General features: G+C 60.3%; 23 protein-coding genes. 12 read left to right on the plus strand and 11 right to left on the minus strand.

Translation table 11 applies throughout. The features are described 5' to 3' along the window. The first annotated feature begins 357 nt into the window (after positions 1 to 357). From BMZ10_RS10780 to BMZ10_RS10805, 6 genes are all read left to right on the plus strand, one after another. Entirely contained in the window at positions 358 to 1,275 is a 918-nt protein-coding gene (locus BMZ10_RS10780; RefSeq protein ID WP_093461252.1) for a glutamate/aspartate ABC transporter substrate-binding protein, read from the plus strand. Between the two features lie 118 nt (positions 1,276 to 1,393). Further along, the gene (locus tag BMZ10_RS10785; protein WP_093461256.1) at positions 1,394 to 2,140 is read left to right on the plus strand and encodes an amino acid ABC transporter permease; all 747 of its coding nucleotides are present in this window, start codon (positions 1,394 to 1,396) and stop codon (positions 2,138 to 2,140) included. Then, positions 2,137 to 2,805, plus strand: coding sequence for an amino acid ABC transporter permease (locus tag BMZ10_RS10790; RefSeq protein WP_177182116.1), 669 nt, complete (start codon positions 2,137 to 2,139; stop codon positions 2,803 to 2,805). Before BMZ10_RS10785 ends, BMZ10_RS10790 begins: the two co-directional genes overlap by 4 nt. Beyond that, positions 2,802 to 3,536: an amino acid ABC transporter ATP-binding protein gene (locus tag BMZ10_RS10795; protein WP_093461263.1), complete on the plus strand. Its 735-nt coding sequence runs from the start codon at positions 2,802 to 2,804 to the stop codon at positions 3,534 to 3,536. The genes BMZ10_RS10790 and BMZ10_RS10795 overlap by 4 nt, the downstream gene beginning before the upstream one ends. Before the next feature lie 91 nt (positions 3,537 to 3,627). Further along, positions 3,628 to 5,520 carry a two-component sensor histidine kinase AauS gene (locus BMZ10_RS10800; protein ID WP_093461266.1) on the plus strand — a complete coding sequence of 631 codons (1,893 nt, stop codon included), beginning with the start codon at positions 3,628 to 3,630 and terminating at the stop codon, positions 5,518 to 5,520. A 131-nt stretch (positions 5,521 to 5,651) separates the two neighbouring features. Then, positions 5,652 to 6,977, plus strand: a complete 1,326-nt coding sequence (locus BMZ10_RS10805; RefSeq protein ID WP_093461269.1) for a two-component response regulator AauR — start codon at positions 5,652 to 5,654, stop codon at positions 6,975 to 6,977. Positions 6,978 to 7,029: 52 nt separating this feature from the next. Here the strand turns inward: BMZ10_RS10805 and BMZ10_RS10810 are convergent, their stop codons facing one another. From BMZ10_RS10810 to BMZ10_RS10835, 6 genes are all read right to left on the minus strand, one after another. Beyond that, on the minus strand, positions 7,030 to 7,959 hold the full coding sequence (locus tag BMZ10_RS10810; protein WP_093461273.1) for a PfkB family carbohydrate kinase: 930 nt from the start codon (positions 7,957 to 7,959) through the stop codon (positions 7,030 to 7,032). Further along, the gene (locus tag BMZ10_RS10815) at positions 7,949 to 9,418 is read right to left on the minus strand and encodes a purine-cytosine permease family protein (protein WP_093461276.1); all 1,470 of its coding nucleotides are present in this window, start codon (positions 9,416 to 9,418) and stop codon (positions 7,949 to 7,951) included. Before BMZ10_RS10815 ends, BMZ10_RS10810 begins: the two co-directional genes overlap by 11 nt. 163 nt (positions 9,419 to 9,581) lie before the next feature. Next, positions 9,582 to 10,598 (minus strand): ADP-ribosylglycohydrolase family protein, encoded by a 1,017-nt coding sequence (locus tag BMZ10_RS10820; protein WP_093461280.1) that lies wholly within the window; start codon positions 10,596 to 10,598, stop codon positions 9,582 to 9,584. Beyond that, positions 10,595 to 11,308, minus strand: a complete 714-nt coding sequence (locus BMZ10_RS10825; protein ID WP_177182097.1) for a GntR family transcriptional regulator — start codon at positions 11,306 to 11,308, stop codon at positions 10,595 to 10,597. Before BMZ10_RS10825 ends, BMZ10_RS10820 begins: the two co-directional genes overlap by 4 nt. Before the next feature lie 182 nt (positions 11,309 to 11,490). Then, positions 11,491 to 12,159 carry a DsbA family oxidoreductase gene (locus BMZ10_RS10830; RefSeq protein ID WP_093461286.1) on the minus strand — a complete coding sequence of 223 codons (669 nt, stop codon included), beginning with the start codon at positions 12,157 to 12,159 and terminating at the stop codon, positions 11,491 to 11,493. Between the two features lie 80 nt (positions 12,160 to 12,239). After that, complete coding sequence (locus BMZ10_RS10835; RefSeq protein ID WP_093461289.1) at positions 12,240 to 13,232, minus strand: alpha/beta fold hydrolase; 993 nt, start codon at positions 13,230 to 13,232, stop codon at positions 12,240 to 12,242. Positions 13,233 to 13,469: 237 nt separating this feature from the next. On the opposite strand from BMZ10_RS10835, the gene metR reads away from it, so the two are divergent. Further along, positions 13,470 to 14,387 (plus strand): transcriptional regulator MetR, encoded by a 918-nt coding sequence (metR, locus tag BMZ10_RS10840; protein WP_093461292.1) that lies wholly within the window; start codon positions 13,470 to 13,472, stop codon positions 14,385 to 14,387. 72 nt (positions 14,388 to 14,459) lie between these two features. Here the strand turns inward: metR and BMZ10_RS10845 are convergent, their stop codons facing one another. From BMZ10_RS10845 to BMZ10_RS10855, 3 genes are all read right to left on the minus strand, one after another. After that, positions 14,460 to 14,864 carry an NUDIX hydrolase gene (locus BMZ10_RS10845; protein ID WP_093461295.1) on the minus strand — a complete coding sequence of 135 codons (405 nt, stop codon included), beginning with the start codon at positions 14,862 to 14,864 and terminating at the stop codon, positions 14,460 to 14,462. Next, on the minus strand, positions 14,861 to 15,952 hold the full coding sequence (gene ddlA / locus BMZ10_RS10850; RefSeq protein WP_093461298.1) for a D-alanine--D-alanine ligase: 1,092 nt from the start codon (positions 15,950 to 15,952) through the stop codon (positions 14,861 to 14,863). Before ddlA ends, BMZ10_RS10845 begins: the two co-directional genes overlap by 4 nt. A gap of 162 nt (positions 15,953 to 16,114) precedes the next feature. After that, complete coding sequence (locus tag BMZ10_RS10855) at positions 16,115 to 16,384, minus strand: type B 50S ribosomal protein L31 (protein ID WP_093461301.1); 270 nt, start codon at positions 16,382 to 16,384, stop codon at positions 16,115 to 16,117. 190 nt (positions 16,385 to 16,574) lie between these two features. Here BMZ10_RS10855 and BMZ10_RS10860 point away from each other — a divergent pair, with 190 nt between their 5' ends. Further along, positions 16,575 to 16,940: a hypothetical protein gene (locus BMZ10_RS10860; protein ID WP_093461304.1), complete on the plus strand. Its 366-nt coding sequence runs from the start codon at positions 16,575 to 16,577 to the stop codon at positions 16,938 to 16,940. A gap of 83 nt (positions 16,941 to 17,023) precedes the next feature. Here the strand turns inward: BMZ10_RS10860 and BMZ10_RS10865 are convergent, their stop codons facing one another. After that, the gene (locus BMZ10_RS10865; protein ID WP_093461307.1) at positions 17,024 to 18,349 is read right to left on the minus strand and encodes an APC family permease; all 1,326 of its coding nucleotides are present in this window, start codon (positions 18,347 to 18,349) and stop codon (positions 17,024 to 17,026) included. A gap of 126 nt (positions 18,350 to 18,475) precedes the next feature. Continuing rightward, entirely contained in the window at positions 18,476 to 19,300 is an 825-nt protein-coding gene (locus tag BMZ10_RS10870) for a carbon-nitrogen hydrolase family protein (RefSeq protein ID WP_093461310.1), read from the minus strand. A 135-nt stretch (positions 19,301 to 19,435) separates the two neighbouring features. Here BMZ10_RS10870 and BMZ10_RS10875 point away from each other — a divergent pair, with 135 nt between their 5' ends. From BMZ10_RS10875 to BMZ10_RS10890, 4 genes are all read left to right on the plus strand, one after another. Beyond that, positions 19,436 to 20,248, plus strand: coding sequence for a helix-turn-helix transcriptional regulator (locus tag BMZ10_RS10875; protein ID WP_093461312.1), 813 nt, complete (start codon positions 19,436 to 19,438; stop codon positions 20,246 to 20,248). Positions 20,249 to 20,324: 76 nt separating this feature from the next. Beyond that, complete coding sequence (locus BMZ10_RS10880; protein WP_093461315.1) at positions 20,325 to 21,938, plus strand: FMN-binding glutamate synthase family protein; 1,614 nt, start codon at positions 20,325 to 20,327, stop codon at positions 21,936 to 21,938. A gap of 253 nt (positions 21,939 to 22,191) precedes the next feature. After that, complete coding sequence (locus BMZ10_RS10885) at positions 22,192 to 23,334, plus strand: OpgC domain-containing protein (RefSeq protein ID WP_093461318.1); 1,143 nt, start codon at positions 22,192 to 22,194, stop codon at positions 23,332 to 23,334. A 409-nt stretch (positions 23,335 to 23,743) separates the two neighbouring features. After that, positions 23,744 to 26,866: a transglycosylase domain-containing protein gene (locus tag BMZ10_RS10890; protein WP_093461321.1), complete on the plus strand. Its 3,123-nt coding sequence runs from the start codon at positions 23,744 to 23,746 to the stop codon at positions 26,864 to 26,866. Positions 26,867 to 26,912 lie beyond the last annotated feature (46 nt).

Genomic DNA, 26,912 nt, shown 5'->3' on the forward strand with positions numbered 1-26,912 from the left:
GCGAAAAATCGGTTTGAGGACACAGATAGGGTGATCTCCCCGACATCATCGCAGGCAGCGCGCTTGTGCAACTCATGCGTCTGCCTCGCCTCAATATTCGGTTTTCCGAACGCTACTCCTCGCCCCATTCGGCATCCCGGACACGGCAATGCCTGCCGACGTCAAACCTTAAATAAATTTCCATTTAATTCAATAGGTTAAGCGCTGTCACGCGCCTGGCATGACTCATGCTCTACACTCTTCCACGATTGCTCCGATGTAGCGTGCCGCCTGAATGGGCCGCCGTTGAAGCGTTCTGAAGCGATAGGGCCGAACCAACACCGGACCCATAAAAAAAACAATGTCGAGGATAAACAGATGCGTATCGTTCCCCACCTCCTGGGCGCAGCCATCGCTGCCGCCGTTTTGATCAGCACCCCAGTGTCCGCTGCCGAGCTGACCGGAACTCTGAAGAAAATCAGCGATTCAGGCACCATCACCCTCGGTCACCGCGACTCTTCCATTCCTTTCTCGTACATCGCTGACGCTTCCGGCAAGCCAGTCGGTTATTCCCACGACATTCAGCTGGCAATCGTTGAAGCGATCAAAAAAGACCTGAACAAGCCTGATCTGAACGTCAAGTACAACCTGGTCACGTCTCAGACCCGCATTCCGCTGGTGCAGAACGGCACCGTCGACGTTGAATGTGGTTCGACCACTAACAACGCCGAACGCGCGCAGCAAGTTGAGTTTTCGGTCGGCATCTTCGAAATCGGTACCAGGCTGCTGACCAAAGTCGGCTCGCCGTACAACGACTTCGACGACCTCAAGGGCAAGAACGTCGTCACCACCGCTGGCACCACGTCCGAGCGCATCATCAAGTCGATGAACGCTGACAAGCAGATGGGCATGAACGTCATCTCCGCCAAAGACCACGGCGAGTCCTTCCAGATGCTGGAATCGGGTCGCGCCGTTGCCTTCATGATGGACGACGCACTGTTGGCAGGCGAAATGGCCAAGGCCAAGAAGCCGACCGACTGGCACGTGACCGGCACGCCGCAATCCTATGAAATCTACGGCTGCATGGTTCGCAAGGATGATCCTGCGTTCAAGAAAGCCGTCGACGACGCGATCGTCGGCCTCTACACATCGGGCGAGATCAACAAGATCTACGACAAGTGGTTCACCCAGCCGATTCCTCCAAAAGGCCTGAACCTGAGCTTCCCGATGAGCGAAGAGCTCAAGAAGCTGATTGCCAACCCGAACGACAAGCCGGCCCCAGACAAGAAGGCTTGAGCCCTTCGCCGCAAACCATAAGAACGTAAAAGCCTGATTCCCGGGAAGACCCAGTGTTTTCCCGGGAGCCGCTGCAAAGCGCATGCGTGCATAACGATCGATCAGAGGGGAGACCCTGATGAATTACAACTGGGACTGGGGCGTGTTCTTCAAGTCCACTGGCGTTGGCAGCGAGACCTATCTGGACTGGTACATCACCGGTCTGGGCTGGACAATCGCCATTGCCGTCGCCGCCTGGATCATCGCGTTAATCCTGGGCTCGGTGCTCGGGGTCATGCGTACGGTGCCTAACCGCATCGTTTCTTCCATCGCCACGATCTACGTGGAAATATTCCGTAATGTGCCACTGCTGGTGCAACTGTTCATCTGGTACTTCCTGGTGCCCGATCTGCTGCCCGAAAACCTGCAAGAGTGGTACAAGCAAGACCTCAACCCGACCACCTCGGCATTCCTGAGCGTTGTCGTGTGTCTGGGCCTGTTCACTGCCGCACGGGTTTGCGAACAAGTGCGTACCGGCATCCAGGCATTGCCGCCCGGACAGGAATCGGCCGCGCGCGCCATGGGTTTCAAACTGCCGCAGATCTACTGGAACGTACTGCTGCCGCAGGCCTACAGGATCATCATTCCGCCGCTCACCTCCGAATTCCTGAACGTGTTCAAGAACTCGTCCGTGGCCTCGCTGATCGGCTTGATGGAGTTGCTCGCGCAGACCAAACAGACCGCCGAGTTCTCCGCGAACCTGTTCGAAGCGTTCACCCTGGCCACGCTGATCTATTTCACCCTGAACATGAGCCTGATGCTGCTCATGCGCCTGGTCGAGAAGAAAGTCGCCGTGCCCGGCCTGATCTCCGTGGGAGGTAAATAATGGACTTCTCTGGAGTAATTCCGGCCATTCCAGGCATGTGGAACGGCATGGTCATGACCCTGCAACTGATGGTCATGGGTGTGATCGGCGGTATCGCAATCGGCACGCTGCTGGCGCTGATGCGGCTGTCGTCGAACAAACTGCTGTCGCGCATCGCCGGTGCCTACGTCAACTATTTCCGTTCGATTCCGCTGCTGCTGGTCATCACCTGGTTCTACCTGGCGGTGCCCTTCGTGCTGCGCTGGATCACCGGCCAAGACACGCCGGTCGGCGCGTTCACCTCCTGCGTCGTGGCGTTCATGATGTTCGAGGCGGCCTACTTCTGCGAAATCGTGCGCGCCGGTGTGCAATCGATCTCTCGCGGCCAGATGGGTGCAGCACAGGCGCTGGGCATGACCTACAGCCAGATGATGCGCCTGATCATCCTGCCGCAGGCCTTCCGCAAGATGACCCCGCTGCTGCTGCAGCAAAGCATCATCCTGTTTCAGGACACCTCGCTGGTGTACACGGTGGGGCTGGTCGACTTCCTCAACTCGGCGCGTTCGAGCGGCGACATCATCGGTCGCTCCAATGAATTCCTGATCGTCGCAGGTCTGGTCTATTTCACGATCAGCTTCGCGGCATCGCGTCTGGTCAAGCTCATGCAGAAAAGGTTAGCCGTATGATTTCCATCAAAAATATCAACAAGTGGTATGGGGACTTCCAGGTGCTGACCGATTGCAGCACCGAGGTCAAGAAAGGCGAAGTGATCGTGGTCTGCGGGCCTTCGGGCTCGGGCAAATCAACCCTGATCAAATGCGTCAATGCGCTTGAGCCCTTCCAGAAAGGCGACATTGTGGTCGACGGCACATCCATCGCCGACCCGAAAACCAATCTGCCGAAACTGCGTTCGCGGGTTGGCATGGTGTTTCAGCATTTCGAGCTGTTTCCGCACCTGACCATCACTGAAAACCTGACCATCGCGCAAATCAAGGTCTTGGGCCGCAGCAAGGAAGAGGCCACCAAAAAGGGCCTGCAATTGCTCGAGCGCGTCGGCCTGTCGGCGCATGCCCACAAGCATCCGGGCCAGTTGTCCGGTGGTCAGCAGCAGCGTGTGGCGATCGCCCGCGCGCTGGCGATGGATCCGGTGGTCATGCTGTTCGACGAACCGACCTCCGCGCTGGACCCGGAAATGGTCAACGAAGTGCTCGACGTGATGGTGCAACTCGCCCATGAAGGCATGACCATGATGTGCGTGACCCACGAGATGGGCTTCGCCCGCAAAGTCGCGGACCGGGTGATCTTCATGGACAAGGGCCAGATCGTCGAGGACTGCGCCAAGGAAGAGTTCTTCGGTGACGTCAACGCACGCTCCGAACGTGCCCAGCAGTTCCTCAACAAGATCCTGCAGCATTAATTGATTCACGCCTCACAAGGGCAAAAAACCACCCGCCGCCCGGACTCGATCATCAATGACACGGGCGGCTGGCCGGTCCAGGACGACTGTGATGAAATGCGATCCACCTCTTAGCCCGCCGCCATCACTTGCCGTGAAACCCCGCCTGATCCGCCACCTGTTTCTGCCGCCGCTGGTCATTCTGCTGATGATCGCGCTGGGCTACGTCACCTATCTGTACAGCGAAAAGAACGGCATCAAGGCGCTGAGCGAAAACGGCGAACGTCAGCTCGAGCTGCACGCGCGCACCGTCGAAAGTGAAATCAACAAGTACAACTATCTGCCCAGCGTGCTGGAGCTCGAATCCAACGTCTCCGATCTGCTCAACGACCCTTCGCCGGAGTTGCGCAGCAAGGTCAATGACTACCTGGAAGGCCTCAATCGCCGCAGCCGCAGCCGCGCGATCTACGTGCTCGACACCACGGGCCGTGTGCTGGCGACCAGTAACTGGCGCGACGCCGACAGCTATCTGGGCGAAGACCTGTCGTTCCGTGCTTATTATCAGGACGCGATTCGCGGACTGCCGGGGCGTTTCTACGGCATCGGCAGCACCACCGGCGAGCCCGGTTATTACCTGGCCCACGGGCTGGAAGAAAAAGGCAGGATCATCGGCGTTGCCGTGATCAAGGTGCGCCTCGAAGCGCTGGAAGAGCGCTGGCAGCGGGCGCGACTGGAGGCCTTCGTCAGCGACGAAAACGGCATCATCATTCTTTCCAGCGATCCTGCGCGGCGGCTCAAATCCGTTCGTCCGCTGACGGCCGACATCAAGGAGCGTCTGGCGCGCAGCCTGCAATATTACTGGTGGCCGCTGAACGAACTGATGCCGCTGGAGCGCGAATCCATCGCCGATGGCGTCGAAAAGCTGACCTTCCCGGCCAACAGCAGCGTCGACCATGAACACACGGTGGTCAGCTACCTGGCGCAGACGTGCGACCTGGCCGACACCCCCTGGCACCTGACACTGCTCACCCCGCTCGAGGACCTGCGCCGGGAAGCCGCCAATCAAGGCATGCTGGTGGCAGTGGCATGCGCCCTGGCGATGTTTCTGCTGATCGCCTGGAACGAACGGCGCAAGGTGATCTCCACACGCCTTGCGGCCCGGGAAGCACTGGAGGAGGCCAACAATGAACTTGAGCGTCGGATTACCGAACGCACCGCCGATCTGCGCGCGAGCAACGAGCGGTTGAAGGGCCAGATCCGTGAACGGCGTCAGGCCGAGGAGACGTTGCGTCAGGCTCAGGACGAACTGGTGCAGGCCGGAAAACTCGCCGCCATCGGCCAGATGTCCACCAGCATCGCTCACGAACTCAATCAGCCCCTCGCGGCATTGCGCACGCTGTCGGGAAATACGGTGCGCTTTCTCGAACGCGGCGCGCTGGAAACCGCGAGCACCAATTTGCGCACAATCAACGATCTGGTTGACCGGATGGGTCGCATCACCGCCAGCCTGCGCTCGTTCGCACGTCGCGGCGAAGACAAGGGCCAGGCGTCGCTGGCCAAGGCCGTGGACGCAGCCCTGCAATTGCTGGCGGGACGTCTGGAAAAAAGCGCGCTGGACCTGCATCAGCAATTCGATGATGTGGAACTGGCGATCGACCAGACCCGCTTGGAACAGATTCTGGTGAACCTGATCGGTAACGCACTGGACGCCATGCAGGCGCAGCCATTGCCCATGCTGTGGCTGGAGGGCGAGGTGTTCGAGGGCCGTTATCGGTTACGCGTGCGCGACAATGGTCACGGCATCGACGCCGAGACACGCAAGCACCTGTTCGAGCCATTTTTCACCACCAAACCCGGCGAACAAGGCCTGGGCCTGGGCCTGACGCTGTCGGCAAGCCTCGCCGCCGCGGCAGGCGGCAGCCTCAACGCCGAGGACCCGGCAGAAGGCGGCACGATGTTTGTGTTGGTGTTGCCTTTGGTGGCGACTGGAATTTCGTCTCCATGACGCATCTGACCGCCCACTCTCCTGTAGGAGCGCGCTTGCCCGCGATTGCAGTCTGTCAGTCACCACTTTCAAACCTGATAGACAGCATTCGCGGGCAAGCGCGCTCCTACCCATACGGATGAGGCATACACATGAACACTGAACTGACCGTCCTCATCGTCGAAGACGATCCCCACGTCCTGCTCGGTTGTCAGCAGGCGCTGGCGCTGGAAGACATTCACAGTCAGGGCGTGGGCAGCGCCGAGGAAGCGCTCTCATTGGTCGGCGACAACTTTGCAGGCATCGTCATCAGCGATATCCGCCTGCCCGGCATTGACGGCCTGCAACTGCTCAAACGTCTCAAAGAGCGCGACCGCACATTGCCAGTGGTGCTGATCACCGGGCATGGCGATGTCTCGATGGCGGTCGGGGCGATGCGCGACGGCGCGTACGACTTCATGGAAAAACCCTTTTCGCCCGAACGCCTGGTGGACGTCGCCCGCCGCGCGCTGGAGCAGCGTAGCCTGGCTCGCGAGGTGTGGTCGTTGCGTCGCCAGCTGGCTGAGCGCGATTCGCTGGAAGGCAGAATCATCGGTCGCTCTGCCGCGATGCAGAACCTGCGCGCCCTGATCGCCAATGTCGCCGACACCTCAGCCAACGTGCTGATCGAAGGCGAAACAGGCACCGGCAAAGAGCTCGTCGCCCGCTGCCTGCACGATTTCAGTCGGCGCCACAGCAATCAGTTCGTCGCGCTGAATTGTGGCGGACTGCCGGAAAACCTGTTTGAAAGTGAAATCTTCGGTCATGAAGCCAATGCGTTCACCGGCGCCGGCAAACGCAGGATCGGCAAGATCGAGCACGCCCACAACGGCACGCTGTTCCTCGATGAGGTGGAAAGCATGCCGATCAATCTGCAGATCAAACTGCTGCGCGTGCTGCAGGAGCGCACCCTCGAACGGTTGGGCTCCAACCAGAGCGTTGCGGTGGATTGCCGGGTCATCGCGGCCACCAAATCGGACCTGAACGAACTGAGCAAAGCCAGCCAGTTCCGCAGCGACCTGTACTACCGCCTGAACGTCGTGACGCTGGAACTGCCACCGCTGCGCGAACGCCGCGAGGACATCCTGCAACTGTTCGAGCATTTCCTGCAGTTGTCGTCGCTGCGTTTCGACCGGGAACCTCCGCAACTCGATGCGCAAACCCTGTCGTCACTGATGAGCCACGACTGGCCGGGCAACGTGCGCGAACTGCGCAATGTCGCCGAGCGTTATGCGCTGGGGCTTCCAGCGTTCAAAAAGTCGGGACTGTCGGCGAGCAGCCAGAGCCTTGGCTTTTCCGAGGCAGTGGAGGCGTTCGAAAAGAACTTGCTCAGTGAGGCGCTGCAACGCAGCGGCGGGAACCTGAGTCAGGCCAGCCAGGAGCTGGGCATGGCCAAGACGACGTTGTTCGACAAAGTGAAAAAGTACGGGTTGGGCTGAGGTCGATGCAGTAGGAGCGCGCTTGCCCGCGATGGCGGCCAAGCGCACGAACCTATTGTTGCGCGTTCGTGATCAACTCATCCACCTCGTCGGCCTTCGGCGCTGTCGCCGGCCCCCAGCGCGTGACGGCAATCGCCGCCGCCGCGTTGGCACGCAGTGCCGCTTCTTCCGCCGACAGTCCCGCCGCCAGCCCCGCCAGCAAGACACCCGCATGAGCATCACCTGCGCCGTTGGTGTCAATGGCCTTCACCGGGAACCCGCGCACGTGCTGGGTACGGTTTCCTTGGCGAATCCAGCAACCCTGCGGCCCGTCACGCACGACGATCAGCGCGTCCTGATTCAGCCACTGCGCCAGGGTCTCCAGCGCATCGGCAATGGCGTTGCACCGAGTGAAACGCAACGCTTCCTCGCAATTGCTGGTCCACAGCGAGATAACCGGCAGAACAGCCTGCATCTCGGCGCCGTCTGGCGAATTCACCAGCGGCCCCGGATCGAACACCACGTCAGTCCCCTGCGGCAGCGTCCCCAACCAATCGAGCAGCGTGGGGACCTTATGCGCGTGCAACAGGCTGTAGCCGCTGACGAAAACGTAGTCCTCAGGCTGTACCGAAACATCATGCAGGTCGTCTTCTGACAACCCGCCTTCTGCCCCGACGTACGAGATAAAGGAACGCTCGGCCGAAGGCTCGATCAGTGCAACCGACAAGCCCGTGTCCTGCTCATCGGCGCTGGCCGCAGCGAACTCGATGCCCTCCTCGGTCATGGCCTGACGGGCAAGATCCCCGAAACGACCCTTCCCGTGACGCCCGAGATAGCGCGTCTGCATGCCATTGCGACAGGCAGCGGCCATGACGTTGAAACCACCACCGGTCTCGAATCTGGCGGAGCTGGCGAGCACATCGCCCCCCGACCGCGGCAGCGTGTCGAGCGCCATGACCAGGTCAACCACGACCTGGCCGGTATACAGCAATCTAGCGGGCATGAGCAGCCTCTTCGTTGACGACGCGGCGATCGCGCGAACCGCCGAGAGTCGCGTACAGACCGCCCGCCACTATGAATGTCACGATCCAGCCCAAACCGTTATGGCCGAACCAGGAGTCTGACAGAAAGCCTTTAAACAGCACGTTTTCCGGCGTGGTCGCGACCGTCGTAAAGCTGAAACCCAGCACGATCGCCAAGGCCCACGCGCCCACCGCGCGCCACTCCACGCCACCGCGATACCAGTAGGCGCTGCGCGGCGAGACATCCATCAGGTCTTTGGCCGAGTAGTAATGGCGATGAATGAGGTCGACGACGAAGATCCCGACCCACGCCGTGATCGGCACTGCCAGCATCGAAATGAAGGTGATGAACGGGCCGTAGAAACTGTCTGCGATCAGCATGAAGTAAATCGACCCGGCGAAGATGGCCACGATGTCGACGATCACTGCGTGCACGCGCTTGATCTTCAAGCCCAGCGTCAGCGTGGTCAGGCCTGCCGAATAAACGGACAGGTTGTTCGACAGCAGCAGACCACCGAAAGCAGTGATCAGGTAAGGCACCGCCATCCAGGTCGGCAGCAGCTCGCGGATTGCAATGATCGGGTCGGTGGCCGAGGCCAGATGATCGTTGCCCACCGAGAGCAGGCCGCCGAGGGTGATCAGCAACACCAGTGGAATGCCTGCACCGAACGCTGCCGATGCAACCAGCCCCGCCGCCCTCACGCTGCGATGCTGATAACGCGACATGTCGGCGCCAGCGTTGGCCCAGCCGATACCGGTGCCGGCGGCCATGGTGCCGACACCGATGATCATCGCGCTCAAGGGCGCCGGTGTCGCGTTGAACACCGCCGTCCAGTCGATGTGCGCAATCAGGAAGCCGCCGACGATGATGTTCAGCGCACCGAAAATGTAGGTCGCCCACTTCTGGATCACCAGCAATGTCGCGTGGCCGAGGCCGGATACGGTCAGCGTCATCAGCACGAAGATGGCAATGAACACCAGCGTAAGACCCGGCGCGCTCTTCGCTTCGACCGGCGTGCCGAAGAGGATCGAGCACAGCGACAGCAGTACGAAAGCGGCCGTCGTGGTGTTGACTGTTTCCCAGCCCAGGCGCGACATCAGTGAAACGATGGTAGGACCGATGTTGCCACGCACCCCGAAAATGGCCCGAGACAATGTCAGGCTTGGCGCCCTGCCGCGTCGGCCTGCGATGGAGATCACCCCGACCACGGCGAAGGAGCCTGCAGCTCCCAGAATTGCCACGATGATGGCCTGCCAGATCGATAAGCCACGAAATGCCACGAGGGTCGCACCCAGCGGCAAGCCGAGAATGCTGATGTTGGCGGCGAACCAGACCCAGAAGAGCTGCAGCGGATGACCGTTGCATTCGTGTTCCGGTACGGGCTCGATACCGCGTGTTTCAAGCTGTCCTGCGCCCTGATTGGCGTTGGATGACGTCATTGGAAATGCTCCTGTTGCCATTTGTTCTGGTTGTGGGCAGTACGCAAAGCAAACGACGTCCGTGTCAGCAGGGGCTTTTCTGGACAGCAAGAGGCCCCGGATCGCCGCTGTGATCAGCGACGACGTGTGTCTTATTCATATCAGTGTTCTGGCGTCGGCCGGCTCAGGCTGCGCGCAGGGTCAACAGGTTTTCGACCAGCGTTGTGAGGTCGAGATCGTTCACTGTGCGGATCTGCTCGATCATGGCGTTCGGCCAGGCACTCATGCCCTGGCAAGCGCCGAGCATGGCACCGAGCACCGCTGCGATGGTGTCGGTGTCGCCGCCCAGACTCGCGGCCATGCACAGCGCATCGAACGCATCGAGCCTTGCGCTCGCCACTTGATGCGCGATGGCGAACGCTGCGATCACTGACTCCTGCGACGCCACCGACGTGCCAATGACGTCGTAAATCACATCGGGCAATTGCTCGTTGCTGCAATCGGCGCAGAGCGTCCGGGCCCAGCGGATGCGCGGACCGATGCGCGCGCCAGCGATCCAGTAACCGAACCGCTCGGCCTGATCGGCGATGTGCGCGCCGACACCCAGCGCGTCGCTCAGACTGGCGCCGTTGATCCCTGCCGACACCACGGCCGCGACCGCAGCGGCGCTGGAGATACCCAGATTGGTGTTATGGGTGACCTGACACGCCTGTTTGACCGACTCAACGAAAGCCGCTTCCTCAGCCACGTCGAAAGCGATGCCAATCGGCGCGATGCGCATGGCGGCGCCATTTGTCGTGCCGAAACGCCCAGCTTCTTCGGGGCTATGGCCTGCCAGAATCATTTCGATCGCTCGCTTTGTCGACGGGCCAAGCAAATCTTGCGAACCCTTGGCCTGCATCACCGCTTCCCACTCGATCAGACTATGCGCCAGGTCCGACGGGATGATGCGCCCTCCTCCCTCGACCAGTAACTGACCCACCAGTACCGCTTGCTCGGTGTCGTCGGTGATGGAACCTGCGGCCATGTTCGGAGCAATCGGCTGGTCGGCATCCGCTGCCGTCAGCGTGGTGATACGGTTGAAACGTTGCTTGATCTGCTCGCGACTCAGCGACTGCGTGGGCATGCCCAGTGCGTCGCCGAGGGCCAGGCCATAGAAAGCGGCCAGGCTTCGGTCGCGAATGTCGATCAGTGCGGTCATGTGGACGATCCAAAAGCCAGATGCAGTCGAAAATGCACGGGATCCAGAAGGCTCTCCACGTGCTCCATGAAACGTTCGCGACGATCAAAAGTGGTTCGAGTGGCCTTGAGAAACACCGAGCCGGGCTCGCGCAACATCAACGTCGCATCGTCCTTGCTCAAAGGCTCCGCTCCGATCCACTGATCGCCCCGGTCACCGACAAACCCATGAGCGGCCATGGTCACCGTCAGCGAATCATCGATCAGGCCATCGCGCGGCAGATTCTCCAGGCCGTCGCTGGCCGGAATCAGGGCGCGCTCCAGCGACACCACGCTGCCATCGGCCGCCGTACGACGACGATCCAGCGCGATGAAATCCGCCGTTCCGAAGCGACCCGCAAGGTCCGGGCGCTGCACAGCCACCAGTCGCAATATTTCAGTCGTCACCCTGGCACCGGTATCGGCCAGTGCCTGCGCCCAGCCGGCGCGCTGATCAAGAGAAATACCGTCGTACGTGACAATCGATCCCACGCCTGTCTGGGTCGCGATGTAGTTGCGCCGCTTGAGTTCGGACAGTGCCTCGCGCAGCGTGCCGCGACTGACATTGAATTCCTGAGCGAGCATGTTTTCGCCGGGCAGCAACTCCCCGGAGCCCATCTGGCCGGTTTCAATGCGTCGAGCGAGCTCATCGACCACGCGTTTTTTCTTGTCGAATCGAACCTGTCTAATCATGTACAAATTGATATCCGAAAGTGGTTGATGGGAGCAAGTGATTTTTTATTTGCAATCGAAGATTTGTTACATCCGTTACATCGCGTTGCGAGCGCGCGCTGCCCTTTCAGAGAATGCAAAGGTGACAGATGACGCCCGCGGATACACGTGTGACTGGGCAGAGCGACAGTCAGGGTAGCTCGTCACTGCGCCGGGTCGATCACGCTCGATTGTTCGCTGACGATCTGACGAATGGCGCTGACGAACACGTCGACAGGCTGCCCGCCGGACACCGCGTACTGGTCATTGAAAACGAGGGTGGGCACCGAGCTGACGCCTCGCGAAACCCAGAGTTGTTCAAGCTCCCGTACCTGGACCGCATACTCGTTGGACGCCAGCACCGCTTCGGCACGCACTCGATCCAGCCCGACTTTCTGTGCGATGTCGGCAAATACCTTGTGGGACGACACATCGGCGTGATGACTGAAATAGGCGGTAAAGAGCGCTTCTTTCAGGGCCTGTTGCTGCCCTTCAAGCTCAGCCCAGTGAAGCAGACGGTGAGCATCGAAGGTGTTGTAGATCTTCCGCTCGCCCTGCATGAAGACAAAGCCCAGCTCGGCCCCGCGCTGACGAATGTTTTCGGCGTTGGCCTGGTACTGCTCGCGGCTGGAACCATATTTTTCAGCGATGTGCTCGAAGATTTCCTGCCCTTGCGGGCCCATGTTCGGGTTCAGTTCGAAAGGTTGAAAGTGAATCGTGGCCTGGACTTCATCGCCCAGATGCTCCAGCGCCTGGTCCAGGGCGCGTAGACCGATGATGCACCAGGGGCAGGAAACGTCGGAAATGAAGTCGATTTTCAGCGGAGTGCTCATGGCGGCCTCGTGCAAATGAGGGAAAACGCCACGATACGCTGATCAGGCTGACACTCAAACCTGTGCGCTGCCTGCTGTCATCAGAGTTGCGCCACGTGGGAAGCATCCTCCCGGTGCTCACGCAGGTATGGCAACACGGCCGCGAGCAACGGCGCCTTGAATGCCTCCTGAAAACGGTGGGCAAGGCCCGGAATCAGCTTCAACTGGCTGCCCTGGATGTGCGCGGCCACATGAACGCCGTGCATCACGGGCAGCAGTGGATCAGCCGTCCCGTGCACCACCAACGTTGGCACCCGCAGACGATTCAACAATTCCACCCGGCTGGGTTCAGCGAGGATCGCCAGAATCTGCCGCTTCACGCCCTCCGGATTAAACGCACGGTCGTAGGAAATCGCCGCTTGCTGGAGCAGTTTCTGTCTATCGTCCTTGACCTCCGGACTGCCCAGCGCGGCCAGCAAATCAGCCTGTTGTTCCAGCGCGCTCTGGCGATCTGGCGCACCACGGCGGGCCAGCAACTGAAGCAGCGCAGGGCTGGGCATTGGCAGTCCCGGGGCGCCTGAACTGGTCATGATCAGCGTCAGACTTTCCACGCGTTTGGGCGCCATGTCGGCCAGATGCTGCGCAATCATCCCGCCCATGCTCGCCCCCAGCACGTGGAACTGCTGAATGCGCAAAGCGTCCATCAGGCCCAGCGCATCCTGCGCCATGTCGGTCAGCGAGTACGGCGCGGACACCGGCAAACCGATTTTGTAGCGCAGCACTTCGTAGGTCAGGTTCGCATTGCCAGGCGCCTGCACCCAGGTCGACAGTCCGACGTCGCGATTGTCGTAGCGAATCACCCGAAAACCCTGCTGACACAGCGCGACGACGACCTCGTCGGGCCAGTGAATCAATTGCCCGCCCAGCCCCATCACCAGCAGCAGCGCAGGGTCGGAATCCTGACCGATGCTCTGATAAGCCAAGTGCACGTCGTCAAGCTCCGCCACCTGAGTGGAAACGTCGACATCGCATCGAGAGGCCGCAAAAGACGGCAGGCTGCACATCAGCGCAGCCAGAAAGAAGAAAAACCGCATGGAAAACACCGAACCGCAGAACCCCAGTAGGCCGCGAGTCTGATGAAGTTTTCAGAAGCGCGCTGCCACAGTTGCGTGACAGTTTGATGAAGGGAGCCGAGTGGTAGGAAAGCAGGGCGTACTGTCACCCTGTACAGCGCTTGCGCACGGGATTGGAAGGATATCGACAGCGTCGCGTACATGAGACAAACTCATCACACCCGTCCCGACCACAAAATTCATTCATGGAGCGCCTGGGTGCTTGAGATCCGCCATCTGAAAACGTTGCACGCCCTTCGCGAGACCGACAGCCTGGTGGACGCCGCCGACCGGTTGCACCTGACGCAGTCCGCGCTGTCGCACCAGTTCAAGGAACTCGAAGAGCGCATGGGCATGCCGCTGTTCGTGCGCAAGACCAAACCGGTTCGCTTCACCAGCGCGGGGTTGCGTCTGTTGCAACTGGCCGACTCCGTGCTGCCGCAGTTGCGCCATGCGGAACGCGATATTTCTCGTCTGGCGGGCGGCGTCGCCGGACGTCTGCACATGGCAATCGAATGCCACAGCTGTTTCCAGTGGTTGATGCCGACCATCGACCAGTTCCGCGATGCCTGGCCTGAGGTCGAACTGGACCTGGCGTCCGGCTTCGCGTTCGCCCCGCTGCCCGCTCTGGCACGAGGCGACCTTGATCTGGTGGTGACTTCCGATCCGCTCGACCTGGCAGGCATTACCTACGTGCCGCTGTTTACGTATGAAGCGATGCTTGCCGTTGCCAATCAGCACCCGCTGGCCGCGCGCCCCTATGTGGTGCCGGAAGATCTGGCCAGCGAGACACTCATCACGTACCCCGTGGAGCGGGACCGGCTGGATATTTTCACGCGCTTCCTCGAACCTGCGGACGTCGAACCGGCACAGGTTCGCACCTCGGAGCTGACGGTGATGATGATGCAGCTCGTGGCCAGCGGCCGAGGCGTCTGTGGGATGCCGCACTGGGCGCTGCACGAATACAGTTCAAGGGGCTATGTGAAAGCCAAACGGCTGGGGGAAAAGGGACTGTTCGCCACGCTCTATGCGGCGATTCGTACAGATATGCTGGATGCGCCCTACATGCGCGACTTCCTGCTGACGGCAAAGGACACGTCGTTTTCGACTCTGGATGGCGTCAGCGCGGTGCGCTGAGCCAGCGTGCCCCGCGCAGACCGCAAGAACGCAGGGTGAAACGCGGTCGTTTCACCCTCGATACAGCGTCGATCAGGCTGTCTGCAGCGTTCGGTACAACGGCAGGATGGCGTCGCGGGTCAGCGGCGCGAGTTCGAGATGGCCGACATCGCCAGCGTCAACCCAGACGATTTCTTCGATTTCTGCCGCCGGCACGACGTCCTGCTCGACCTGCACGCGGTACAGCTGGCAATTCACTTCGTGTCCGGGTTCGTTGGCCGCCACAGCGGAAAATTCGCCGAGAAACCCGGCGTCTTCGGTCGCTATCACCAGCCCCAGTTCCTCGTTCAACTCACGGGCCAGGGCCTGAATCGCGGACTCACCCGCGTCGATTTTGCCGCCCGGCTGCATGAACGCCTGCGTGCCGCGCTTGCGCACCAGCAGGGTTCTGTCGTCGGGCCCGATCAGTAATGCTGCAGCAATACGAATCGTCTTCACAGCACCACCTCGGTTTTCAGCGCGCGGGTTTCCTCGGCCCGCTCCAGCGCCAGCACGATCAGCCTGTCGATGAGCTCGGGATAGCTCAGGCCGCTCGCCTGCCACAATTTGGGATACATGCTGATGGAGGTGAAACCGGGGATCGTGTTGATTTCGTTGATAATGATTTCCCGCGCTTCAGTGACGAAGAAATCGACCCGGGACAGACCTGCGCAGCCGAGCACGCGGTAGGCTTGCAACGCGACTTCTCGGACTTCATCGCTCAAACCGTCGGGCAGTTGCGCCGGGATCGCGATGCGCGCCTGGCCGTCATTCAGGTACTTGGTGTCGTAGGCGTAAAACTCGTCGTTGGCGACCACTTCGCCGCAGACGCTGACCTGAGGTTCGTGGTTGCCCAGCACGGCGCACTCCACTTCACGGCCAACGATACCCTGCTCGATCAACACCTTGTTGTCGTACTCGAAGGCAAGCTTCAACGCCAGCAGATAGCTGGCCTCGTCCGTCACCTTGCTCACGCCCACTGACGAGCCCTGACACGCGGGTTTGACGAACAGCGGCAATCCAAGCTGCGCCGAGACGCTGACGAAATCCACGGATTCACCGCGATGAAGCACCACAAATGGCGCCACGGCGATCCCCGCGTCGCGCAACAGACGCTTGGTCACATCCTTGTCCATACACGCAGCGGAACCCAGCACATCGGGACCGACGAAGGGAATATCCAGCAGACGCAGCATGCCCTGCAGGCAGCCGTCTTCGCCGAAACTGCCGTGAATCAGCGGGAATACGACATCGATGCGCGGGACTTCCAGCCCGGTTTCCACCTCAACGAACTGCGGCCCTTGTGCGCCGGGCATCAGCGACAGCAGACGGCCGGACTCACTGAGCTTGATATGGGCCGGATCCGACGCGTTCTGCAGGTAATCACGCTCGTCGAAGCGCAGCCAGTGGCCTTGCTTGTCGATACCGATGAGGGTGACGTAGTAGTTGTTGCGATCAATCGCATTGATCACGTTGCGCGCCGATTGCAACGACACTTCATGTTCGGAGGATTGCCCACCGAAAACGATGGCGACTGACTTTTTCAAAGGGATGGCTCCTGGATTTCAGGTCGCAGAGCTAAAAGCAATTTGCGCCGTTAGTCCAGTGCCACGGTCATCTGCTGGACGGAATGCAGACGTGAAACGCGCACGACCAACCCGCGCCTGGAGTGCCGCAAAGCGACACCCCGAGCGCGGGCGCAGCAACGGTCATTCAGCTTTTTTCGCGCCGGAGCCAAAGGTCGCGAAGCGTTTGTTGAACCCTGCGATACGGCCTTCGGTGGTGGTCTTGCGCTGCTGCCCGGTGTACATCGGGTGCGAGGCGCTGGACACGTCGAGGGCGACGTAGGGATAGGTGTTCCCATCCGTGTGCTTCTGGGTGCGATCGGTATCGACGGTGGAGCCGATCAGGAAGTACACATCGGCAGCGGTGTCGTGAAACAGGACCTGACGGTAATCGGGATGGATATCGGCTTTCATGGCGCTCTCCAGATGTAAGTAATCATGTAATACGTTATACAGTAACACGAGAAAGAAGTTCAATCGAACCATTTTGTAACCGTTACAACTTTAGTCTTTGCTCTCACCTCCCCTGCCGCTAATGTTCGCGCCGCTGAAGCCAGCCCGGATTTCCGGGAACGGAATCGAACCGCCACCAGGAGGTAATGCCATGTACATGATCGACCGATATGAACTGACCATCCCAGGCCACATGCGCCTGGTCGACGCACGGAGCGCGTTGAATCATCTTGAGCGTCTGGTGCAGTCCACGGAAGAACCGTTGGGAAGAGACCAGCTTGTCGACTCGCTGACACCCCTGGTGGAAGCGCTGAACGACGCCGCTGACGACGTCCGGGCAATCAATGGTCACGACGCATTCATGCGCCAGGCCTGCGAGTGGAATTACATCGCGCTGTCGCCATCGGAACGAGAGATGTTGCATCAGATTCGCTGCTGCAACGACGACGGGAAGAAAGACATTTGCAAGATGGTCAGCGAAACCATGAACCGCAAACCAATGGCCGTACCGAAATAACCACGGCCAAGGCTACAGGCCAGCGGCGCAGGTGACATCCACGCAGCAACAGAGGCGCACCCAAAAGGCGCGCCTCGCTGTGATCAAGTCGCTTCCTGAAAGTCCATTTCAGGCGGCTGGCGACGAAAACCGCCGGTCAGCCAGGCCAGATAGACACAACCCACCGCAAGCCAGCTCACGCCCAGGATGATCGCCAGCCGGTCCAGACTGACCATCAGCCAGAGATCGGCGATCAGACCGATCAACGGGCAGACGAGGAACAGCAACAGCTCACGCAAGCCGCGCTTTTTGCCTGCGATCCAGTAATGAAAGATCACCGACAGGTTGACGAGGCTGAACGCCAGAAACGCACCGAAGTTGATGAATGAGGTCGACGTGGTCACGTCCAGTTCCAAGGCCAGCAACGCGACGACTGCGCACAAGAGAATGCTGTTGACCGGCGTGCCGAAGCGCTCACTCAGCCCGGCGAAAAAGGCTTTCGGCAGCACCCCGTCGCGACCCATTGCGTACAGCAGGCGCGAACCGCTGGCCTGCGCCGAAAGCCCGGACGCGAACTGGCCGACGATCAGACCGATCATGAAAATGGTCACGAATACATCGCCGCCGATGTTGCGCGCAATCTCGTAGGCGGCCGAATCGACATTGTCGAACTGCGCCGATGGGTGAGCCAGTTGCACGAAGTACGACACACCCACGAAGATCAGCCCGCCGATCAGCGTAATGAGCATGATGGCTTTGGGAATCGTGCGCCGCGGATCTCTGGTTTCTTCGGTCAGCGTGCTGACCGCGTCAAAGCCCAGGAACGAATAACAGGCAATCGCCGCACCGCTCATGATCAACGGCATCTGCATGTCGCCATTCAGGAAAGGGGTCAGCGTCCACAACGGCTTGCTGGCGTCGCCGGCGATGTAATGGATGCAGAGCGCCACGAAAGCCGCCAGCACCAGGAACTGCACGATCATCAGCAAGGCGTTGACCGTGTTGGCCAGTTTCAGGCCGACGATGTTGATCAGGCTGGTGACGACGATGAACGCCAGCACCCAGACCGGCTGCGGCACCGAAGGAAACGCCGAACCCAGGTATGCGGCGCCGATCAACCAGATCGCCATCGGCAGGAACAGGTAGTCCAGCAAGACCGCCCAGCCCGCGATGAAGCCAAGCTTCGGGCTGATCGCTTTGCGCACGTAGCTGTACGCAGAACCGGCGACGGGAAAGGCCGAAGCCATACGGCCGTAGCTCATTGCAGTGAAGAACATGGCGACCAGCGCCGCCAGATACGAGGCAGGAACCATGCCGCCAGTCGACTGCGCCAAGATTCCGAATGTCCCGAGCACAATGATGGGGGTCATATAGGCGATGCCGAACAGCACCACCGACCCTAACGAAAGGGTGCGTTGCAAACGAGCCATGAGCGACTACTCCGAATTTATAGGTTTTATGGCAGAGAAAAGTTCGGCAGAACAAAGGCGTTTCTTTTATTGAGTGACGCGGTGACCGCCGAGGAACTGCGCCCGGCGACGGTCACTGATGACTTTTTATGGGTGCTTCGGAATCAACAGTTCGCGGATGCCATCGGGCCGCTCGATCACTTCGCCCGGCAGGCGCAGGCGCTGGTCGTCCAGATAGCGGTAGTCGCGACGGACAGCCTGCAACTGCTCCAGATCGAGCTCGACGCTGAACTGTTCTTCGTCACGTCCCGCTTCGTGCAACAGCGTGCCGAACGGGTCGACCAGCGCACTGCCGCCGGCGAATACCAGGCCGCCGTCACCCTCGCCCACGCGGTTGACCATGAGCGCGAACGCCTGGTTTTCCTGGGCGCGCGCCATGATCGCGGTGCGATGCGTCGGGCCGTACGGGTCCATGTTGCCGTTGGTGACGATAATCAGCTCGGCCCCCAACTGGGCCAAGGCACGGGCCGACTCGGGAAATTCGATGTCATAGCAGATCAGCATGCCGACGCGCACGCCGTTCCAGAGGCAGGTTGCATAGCGATCACCTGCGCTGAACACGCCTCGGTCAGAGGCCCACAAATGGGTTTTGCGATAGCGCAGCGCGACGCCTTCAGGAGTGATCAGCAGCGTGGTGTTGTAAAAACGCCCCTGGTCATTCTCGGCCATGCCGATCACGACCGAGACGTCTCGCGCTCGGGCTGCCTGAACAATCGCGCGCACGGTCGGACCGTCGAGAGGTTCGGATACCTCAGCGACGGTCTCGCTGGAAGGGAAGCCCATCAGATGGGTTTCCGGAAACACGATCAGCGCGGTATCGCTGGCGCACGCAGCAATTGCGTTCAACGCCTGTTTCAGGTTGTGCGCCGTGGCGTTGTCCTGGCCCGTCAGTTGGGCTAATTCCACCTTCATGGGTTCTCCTTATTAGAGTCACGTAGCCGATCGGGCACAAAATGCTGGCCTGAACATTGGCTCTGCGGGCAGTATGCGCATCAGCAAGTGTCACGGGGTATTACGCAGCTGTAGTAACCCATTAGGGGTAGATCAATGACAATCGCACTTCAGGACATTGCCTGGCATCGCTCGGTCGCGCAGTTGATCGAAGCGCTTGACCGCCCCAACTTCTGGGCGCAACTGGTACGCCTGCTGGGTCAGTACGTCAGCTTCGATAGTTGGGTGGCGCTGCAATTCAGCTCTGGCCAACGGCCCCACGTATTCGCCGAATGCCCGGCCGAGGACGGCAGCCCCGATCAGCTATTCCAGGACTATCTCAAAGGCCTGTACCTGCTGGACCCCTTCTACATCGCCAGTCGCGAGCGCTCGCAAAGCGGTCTGTTCCGGCTTGCAGAAGTCGCGCCCGAGCATTTCGAACTGACCGAGTACTACCAGCGATACTTTCGTCTGAATGTCGTCGCCGATGAAATACAGTTCAATTGCCAGCTTGATCAGGACCGAACGCTCTGCCTGTCGCTCGGTTCGACGCAACGTTACGGCGCCGAGCAGATCGCCCTGCTGTCAACGATCCAACCGTGGGTCATTGCGCTGCTGCGCCAACGCCTGCCGTTTGAGCTGGCGGAAAGGACGTCCGATAACGAGCCGGTAATCGCCCAACAGCCCGGCGCCGACTGGCGTATCCAGCTGGAGGCCTCGGTGCAGCAAAGTCGCGGCGCACAGTTGACCGCCAGGGAGCTGGACGTGGGCCGCCTGATGCTCAGCGGTTGTTCGAGTAAGGAAATTGCACGCAAACTGGATATCTCCGCCGAAACCGTGCGGGTTCACAAAAAGCATATCTACAGCAAGCTCGGGATCAAATCACAGTCCGAGCTGTTTTCGATTTTTCTTCAGGCGCAAAGCGCGTGAAGCGAAACACAGTCTTGCCGATACAAGGCGCGGCACAGCGCTCTCTCCCTTAACCGTGTAAAGACCAGGACCGCCTATGAGCTTGTCGCTTCTAAGTCGCTACGCCGTATTCGTCGGCTGCGTATTGTTCACCCTGTTCAGCCTTCCGTTTCTGTACCACGAATGGCTTTGGCCGTTCACCCTCACCACGGCAGTGTTGAGCCTGATCGGGCTGTTCGACCTGATCCAGGTGCCACACTCGATACGTCGCAACTATCCGATTCTTGGCAACATCCGCTACGCCGTCGAGACCATCCGACCGGAGATCCGCCAGTACCTGCTGGAATCCGACAGCGACGCCCTGCCCTTCTCCCGCGCTCAACGTTCGCTGGTTTATGCACGCGCCAAAAATGAATCAGCCGACAAACCGTTTGGCACCTTGATCGACGTCTATCAGACCGGTTTCGAATTCATCAGCCATTCCATGCGCCCGGCGCCGTTGGCCGACCCGAACCAGTTCCGCGTGACAGTGGGCGGCCCGCAATGCGCTCAGCCGTATTCCGCGTCGATCTTCAACATCTCCGCCATGAGCTTCGGCTCATTGAGCGCCAACGCAATCCGCGCGCTGAACAAGGGTGCAAAACTGGGCAACTTCGCCCACGACACCGGCGAAGGCAGCATCAGCCCCTACCATCGTGAAAACGGTGGCGATCTGACTTGGGAACTGGGCAGTGGCTACTTCGGATGCCGTACCGCCGATGGCCGCTTCGATCCGGAACGCTTTGCGAAACAGGCGCAGGATCCTCAGGTGCGGATGATCGAGATCAAGATGAGCCAAGGGGCCAAGCCGGGTCACGGCGGCATTCTGCCCAAGCACAAAGTCACTCAGGAAATCGCCGACACGCGCGGGATTCCCATGGGCGAAGACTGCATTTCGCCCTCTCGGCACAGTGCGTTTTCGACGCCCACCGAATTGATGCAGTTCATTGCGCAATTGCGTGAGCTGTCCGGCGGCAAACCGGTGGGCTTCAAATTATGCCTGGGCCACCCGTGGGAATTCATGGGCATCGCCAAGGCCATGCTCGACACCGGGATTCTTCCGGATTTCATCGTCATCGATGGCACCGAAGGTGGCACCGGAGCCGCGCCGGTGGAGTTCACCGACCACATGGGCGTGCCAATGCGCGAGGGCCTGTTGTTCGTGCACAACACGCTGGTGGGCCTGAACCTGCGCGACAAGATCAAGCTAGGCGCCAGCGGCAAAATCGTCAGCGCGTTCGACATCGCCAGCGTGCTGTCCATCGGCGCTGACTGGGCCAACTCGGCGCGCGGGTTCATGTTCGCCATCGGCTGCATCCAGTCGCAAAGCTGTCACACCAACAAATGCCCGACCGGCGTTGCCACCCAGGATCCGCTGCGCCAGCGTGCGCTGGTGGTTCCGGACAAAGCCCAGCGGGTGTTCAACTTCCACCGCAACACGCTTCACGCGTTGGCCGAAATGCTCGCCGCCGCCGGTCTGGATTCGCCATCGCAACTGGAAGGCAAGCATCTGGTGCGCCGCATGTCCGCCACCGAGGTCAAACTGTTCTCTCAGTCACACGTTTTCTTGCAGCCTGGGCAGTTGCTCAACGGCGTGGTCGATGACAGCTTTTATTCACGCATGTGGCGCATGGCGCGGGCCGACAGCTTCGAGCCCAATGATATTGACTGACCGATTCGCCCTCGCGGCAGAATAGAAGCTGATGCTGTCGGCAGCGTGTTGAACATGCTGTTGGCGCAGCTGCGCAGGGCTGCTTCAGCCCTGCTTCGGAGCGGCCGGTTGAGACATTCTGTAATATTCAACCTTTGCCTTTACCCCTTAAACGCTCCACCCTTCGCGCCGCCGATCAGCCTTGGCTGTCACTGCGGAACCAGGGCCGCCATTGGCCTATCTTCTTTAAACACATTGCAAGAGCTCCACCGTCATGACGAACGGACGCGACCATCGAATCGACTTCTTTCGAGGTTTGGCGCTGATCTTCATTTTTTGGGATCACGTACCGGACAACCCTTTCGCGCAGCTGACCCTGCGCAACTTCGGCTTCAGCGACGCGGCTGAAGTCTTCGTTTTCCTCGCCGGTTATGCCGCTGTGCTGGCCTATGGACGTGTCGCCCAGCGCGACGGGTATGCGGTTGCGTGTCTGCGCATCCTGCGACGCACATGGGTGCTCTATGTGGCGCATATCTTCCTGCTGACCCTGTTGATGGGCATCGTATTCGTTGCCAACAACCACGTCGAAACCCGCGACATGGTGCGCGAGATGGGCCTTGAATATTTTGTCGGCAATCCCCAACAGGCACTGGCCGACGAATTGCTGCTGCGCTTCAAACCCAACCTCACCGACCCGTTGCCGCTGTACATCCTGCTGATGGGAGCGTTGCCGCTGATCTTGCCGATCATGCTGCGCAACACTGCCGTCGCCGTCGGCCTATCGATCTCGCTGTACATGATGGTGCCGCTGTTCGGCTGGAACCTGCGCGCCTATGAAGGCGGCGGTTATTGGTACTTCAACCCGGTGGCCTGGCAATTGATCTTCGTGCTCGGCGGCGCCTTCGCCATGCACACACAAAAACCGGTGACCGTTCGTTCTGGCGAGCGCCCGTTGTGGCAACAGCCGCTGTTTATGGGCGCCGCGCTTTACCTGTTGATCGCGACAAACATCGCCCTGCTCTGGAAATTCCCGGAGGTGCACGACGCCTTGCTGCCCAAAGCGTTCACCGACCTGATCTATCCGATCGACAAAACCAACCTCTCTCCACTGCGCCTGTTGCACTTCGTCGCGCTGGTCTACGTGGTCGCCAAACTGCTGCCCGCCTCACACGCGTGGCTGGATAACTGGCCTGCCCAGCAAACCTGCCGCATGGGCCGCTACTCTCTGGAGATCTTCTGCCTGGGCGTGCTCCTCGCTCCCTTGGCCGACGGCATCAACGCGCTGGCAGGTGACATCTGGCAAATGCGCGTGATCACCGCCCTGCTGGGCCTGGGACTGATGTTGCTGCTGTCCAACTGGCTGGAATTGAACAAGCGACTGGGCAGCCCGAAGAGCGCGCAGGTGGTGCAGGTCTGAGAACGGGTTCTCACTGAACGAAACCCTCGGATTTTTCCTACCGGGTTATCAGGCAAAGCTGTTTCGCATGCAGCCGTTATGCGAAGAAGGTACGGGTGAATCAGCGAGGAAATTATGGATATCACTCTTCTGGTCAGCGTCCCGAAGAGGAGTGCCGACCGAATCCGCAACAAGGCCTGACTGGACGCAATGACGTCGTCTTACTCAGGTAGAAAAAATACAAAAACAGGATACTTCTACCCATCACTGCAGCCCCAGGAAGTGAAAATCTGACGTCGAGCTGGAAACCACTGCGGATCTCCCCCGCCAGGGCCGCCCCCCGGGGAAAATTCACAAATCCCTCCCCCTCCCCGCCCAGCGTCTAAGCTTGTAGTCAGGTGCGATTAACAGGTTTAACCGGGCCAACGATATGTGCGCTTTCTGGCATTCCGATACGAAGAAGACTGCGGTTACGGCTGACAGTCAGGGGGAATCTCCAATGCCTGTGAGCCCGAGACTGAGGCAGTATGTCTGGCGGGTCGTCTGGGTGGTGTTGCTGATGGCGATGGTGGCTCTGGGGTTTGCCGTTGCCTCGGAGGTGCGCAGTTCCAGACTGCAGGCCCGCGAGTTCAGTGATTTTGCCAAGGACCTGAGCTACACCGTGGAACCGGGCGCAAGCGATGCGATTGTCTATCCCGGCGATGGCCCGTTCGATAAGCGGCTGGGTTATTCGGCGCTCGGGGAGTTTCTGCCACGTCTGCTCAAGCGCGATTACCTGATCAGCGCACAGGCGCGGTTCTCCCCCAGCATGCTGTCCTACGCCAACCGCGGCTTTTTCGTGCCTTATCGAGAGAAAAGCCAGTCTGGCTTAACGATCACGGACTGCCGCGGCGATGCTCTCTATCAATACACCTACCCCCAGCAGCTTTACCCGACCTTTGCGGCGATCCCGCCGGTGCTGGTCAACAGCCTGTTATTCATCGAAAACCGCGACCTGCTCGATGCCGGTCAGCCGCAGGCCAACCCGGCCGTAGACTGGCCCCGGTTCCTCAAAGCCGCCGTGTCTCAAGTCGCCAAAGCAGTTGGCTTGCCCGGGCAATCGGCGGGTGGCAGCACGCTTGCCACGCAACTCGAGAAATACCGTCATTCGCCTGATGGCTTGACGCAATCCGGCAGCGAGAAGATCCGTCAGATGGTGTCCGCCAGCGTGCGGGCCTATCAACCAGGGCCGCAAACCCTTGAAGCCCGGGAGCGTGTCGTGCGTGACTATCTCAACAGCGTGCCGCTTTCTGCTGTGCCGGGCCACGGAGAAGTCCACGGCATGGCTGAGGGGCTGCGGGTCTGGTACGGCGCAGACTTCGACCGCACCAACCAGTTGCTCATGGCGACGGGCAACGATGCGAACACCCTCGCCGCACAGGGGCTTGCGCTGCGCGAGGTGCTGTCACTGGTGATCGCTCAACGGCGGCCTTCGCACTTTCTGGCAAAAGGCCGAAAGGAACTGGCGGACCTGACTGACAGCCACATTCGTCTGCTGGCGCAGAACAAAGTCATCGACCCGCCGCTGGCCGACGCTGCGCTCGCGGCGACCGTGACCTATCGCGACTGGGTGCAGCAGCCTACCGTGCAGCCCATCGAAACCAACAAGGGGATAACGGTCGCACGCAATCGCCTGTCGAACATGCTGGATCGTCCGCTCTACGATCTTGATCGCCTGGACCTGTCAGCGACCAGCACCTTGCAGAACGATCTGCAAACCCGTGTCGGCCAGTACTTGCGGGACCTGGCGAATCCTGAATTCGCGGGCCAGCTGGGCTTGATCGGTGAGCACTTGCTCACGCCCACCAGCACCCAGGCGGTCCGCTACAGCTTTACGCTGTTCGAACGGGACATCGACGGCTCGCGTGTGCGCGTGCAGACCGACAGCACCGATCAGCCGTTCGATATCAACGAGGGGAGCAAGCTGGAGTTGGGCTCGACCGCGAAAATGCGGGTGTTGACCACTTATTTGCAGATCATCGCCGAACTCCACGACAAGTACGCGGGCATGAGCAATGCCGAACTCAAGAAGGTCCCGGTCGAGGATCCTGACCGCCTGAGCCGGTGGGCGCTGGACTACTTGATGCAGAACAAGGACCGCGACCTGTCGAAGATGCTCGCCGCAGCCCTTGACCGCAAGTATTCCGCCAGCCCGGGCGAAAGCTTCTTCACCGGCGGTGGCCTGCACCACTTCAATAACTTCCGGCGGGAAGACAACGCGCGCAATCCGACGCTGCGCGAGGCGTTGCGTGAGTCGATCAACCTGCCGTTCATTCGGCTGATGCGCGACCTGGTGCGCTACACCACGTATCAGGGCCCGAATAACAGCGCCGTGTTGCTCAAGGACGACAGCGATCCGCGACGTCAGGAGTACCTGGCGGAATTCGCCGATCGCGAGGGCACCTCGTTTCTGCTGCGGTTCTGGAAACGCTACAAGAACAAATCGACGCAGGACCGCCTCGATACCTTTCTCGACAGCGTTCATCCCTCTGCCAGCCGGCTCGCCGCCGTGCATCGCTACCTGCTGCCCGAAGCCAGCCATAGTGCTTTCAACGCATTTGTGCGGGCCCATGCCGTGGCGGACAAAACCAGGCCTGGGCTGACCGAGAAGCGTCTGGACGAGCTGTATTATGCCTACGGCCCGGGCAAGTTTGATTTGCCGGATCAAGGCTACATAGCCCGCGTTCACCCGCTGGACCTGTGGCTGGTCGGCTATCTGCTGCAAAACCCGGATGCCAAGTTCAAGGACGCCGTAGCCGCCAGCCGTTTCGAGCGTCAGGAAGTGTACAGCTGGCTGTTCAAGAGTCGGCACAAGAGCGCTCGGGACAGTCGCATCCGGACGATGCTGGAGATCGAAGCTTTTCTGGATATCCACCAGCGCTGGCAGCGTCTGGGCTATCCATTCGATCATCTGGTGCCCTCGCTTGCGACGGCGATAGGCAGCTCCGGCGATCGCCCTGCCGCGTTGGCCGAGCTGATCGGGATCATTCAGAACGACGGCGTGCGCTTGCCCGTTCTGCGTATCGACAGCCTGCATTTCGCCGCCGGAACGCCTTACGAAACGCAGCTGAACAACAACCCGGAACTGGGCAAACGCGTGCTGCCTTCGCAGGTGGCGGCCGCCATGCGCGAGGCGTTGTCCCAGGTGGTCGACGCGGGTACGGCAAGGCGCGTTTCCGGAAGCTTCAAGCTGCAGGACGGGACGCCGCTGGCGATGGGCGGCAAGACTGGCACAGGCGACAACCGCATCGAAAGCATTGGCTCCGGTGGGCGCATTCTGGCGTCCAAGGCGATCAACCGGACCGCCACCTTCGTGTTCTTCATCGGCGATAACCATTTCGGCACGCTCACCGCTTACGTGCCCGGTCGAGCGGCCGAGAGTTTCAAGTTCACTTCCGCATTGCCCGTTCAGGTGCTCAAAGGCATGGCGCCGATCCTCAATCGGTATCTGGAACCGGGCACGTACAGTCAGTGCAAAGCGCCCGCGGCGACGCAGGTGGCGAGCACCTACTGACCGCCAAACGAGAACCGTTCGTCTTAACGTCTCTTGCAGAAGCATT

Source organism: Pseudomonas sp. NFR16 (assembly GCF_900108875.1).
Taxonomy (GTDB): domain Bacteria; phylum Pseudomonadota; class Gammaproteobacteria; order Pseudomonadales; family Pseudomonadaceae; genus Aquipseudomonas.

Coding starts and splice junctions, on each gene's coding strand:
- BMZ10_RS10780 (WP_093461252.1), top strand. CDS start 358: ATGCGTATCGTTCCCCACCTCCTGGGCGCAGCCATCGCTGCCGCCGTT.
- BMZ10_RS10785 (WP_093461256.1), top strand. CDS start 1,394: ATGAATTACAACTGGGACTGGGGCGTGTTCTTCAAGTCCACTGGCGTT.
- BMZ10_RS10795 (WP_093461263.1), top strand. CDS start 2,802: ATGATTTCCATCAAAAATATCAACAAGTGGTATGGGGACTTCCAGGTG.
- BMZ10_RS10800 (WP_093461266.1), top strand. CDS start 3,628: ATGAAATGCGATCCACCTCTTAGCCCGCCGCCATCACTTGCCGTGAAA.
- BMZ10_RS10805 (WP_093461269.1), top strand. CDS start 5,652: ATGAACACTGAACTGACCGTCCTCATCGTCGAAGACGATCCCCACGTC.
- BMZ10_RS10810 (WP_093461273.1), bottom strand. CDS start 7,959: ATGCCCGCTAGATTGCTGTATACCGGCCAGGTCGTGGTTGACCTGGTC.
- BMZ10_RS10815 (WP_093461276.1), bottom strand. CDS start 9,418: ATGACGTCATCCAACGCCAATCAGGGCGCAGGACAGCTTGAAACACGC.
- BMZ10_RS10820 (WP_093461280.1), bottom strand. CDS start 10,598: ATGACCGCACTGATCGACATTCGCGACCGAAGCCTGGCCGCTTTCTAT.
- BMZ10_RS10825 (WP_177182097.1), bottom strand. CDS start 11,308: ATGATTAGACAGGTTCGATTCGACAAGAAAAAACGCGTGGTCGATGAG.
- BMZ10_RS10830 (WP_093461286.1), bottom strand. CDS start 12,159: ATGAGCACTCCGCTGAAAATCGACTTCATTTCCGACGTTTCCTGCCCC.
- BMZ10_RS10835 (WP_093461289.1), bottom strand. CDS start 13,232: ATGCGGTTTTTCTTCTTTCTGGCTGCGCTGATGTGCAGCCTGCCGTCT.
- BMZ10_RS10855 (WP_093461301.1), bottom strand. CDS start 16,384: ATGAAAGCCGATATCCATCCCGATTACCGTCAGGTCCTGTTTCACGAC.
- BMZ10_RS10860 (WP_093461304.1), top strand. CDS start 16,575: ATGTACATGATCGACCGATATGAACTGACCATCCCAGGCCACATGCGC.
- BMZ10_RS10865 (WP_093461307.1), bottom strand. CDS start 18,349: ATGGCTCGTTTGCAACGCACCCTTTCGTTAGGGTCGGTGGTGCTGTTC.
- BMZ10_RS10870 (WP_093461310.1), bottom strand. CDS start 19,300: ATGAAGGTGGAATTAGCCCAACTGACGGGCCAGGACAACGCCACGGCG.
- BMZ10_RS10875 (WP_093461312.1), top strand. CDS start 19,436: ATGACAATCGCACTTCAGGACATTGCCTGGCATCGCTCGGTCGCGCAG.
- BMZ10_RS10880 (WP_093461315.1), top strand. CDS start 20,325: ATGAGCTTGTCGCTTCTAAGTCGCTACGCCGTATTCGTCGGCTGCGTA.
- BMZ10_RS10885 (WP_093461318.1), top strand. CDS start 22,192: ATGACGAACGGACGCGACCATCGAATCGACTTCTTTCGAGGTTTGGCG.
- BMZ10_RS10890 (WP_093461321.1), top strand. CDS start 23,744: ATGTGCGCTTTCTGGCATTCCGATACGAAGAAGACTGCGGTTACGGCT.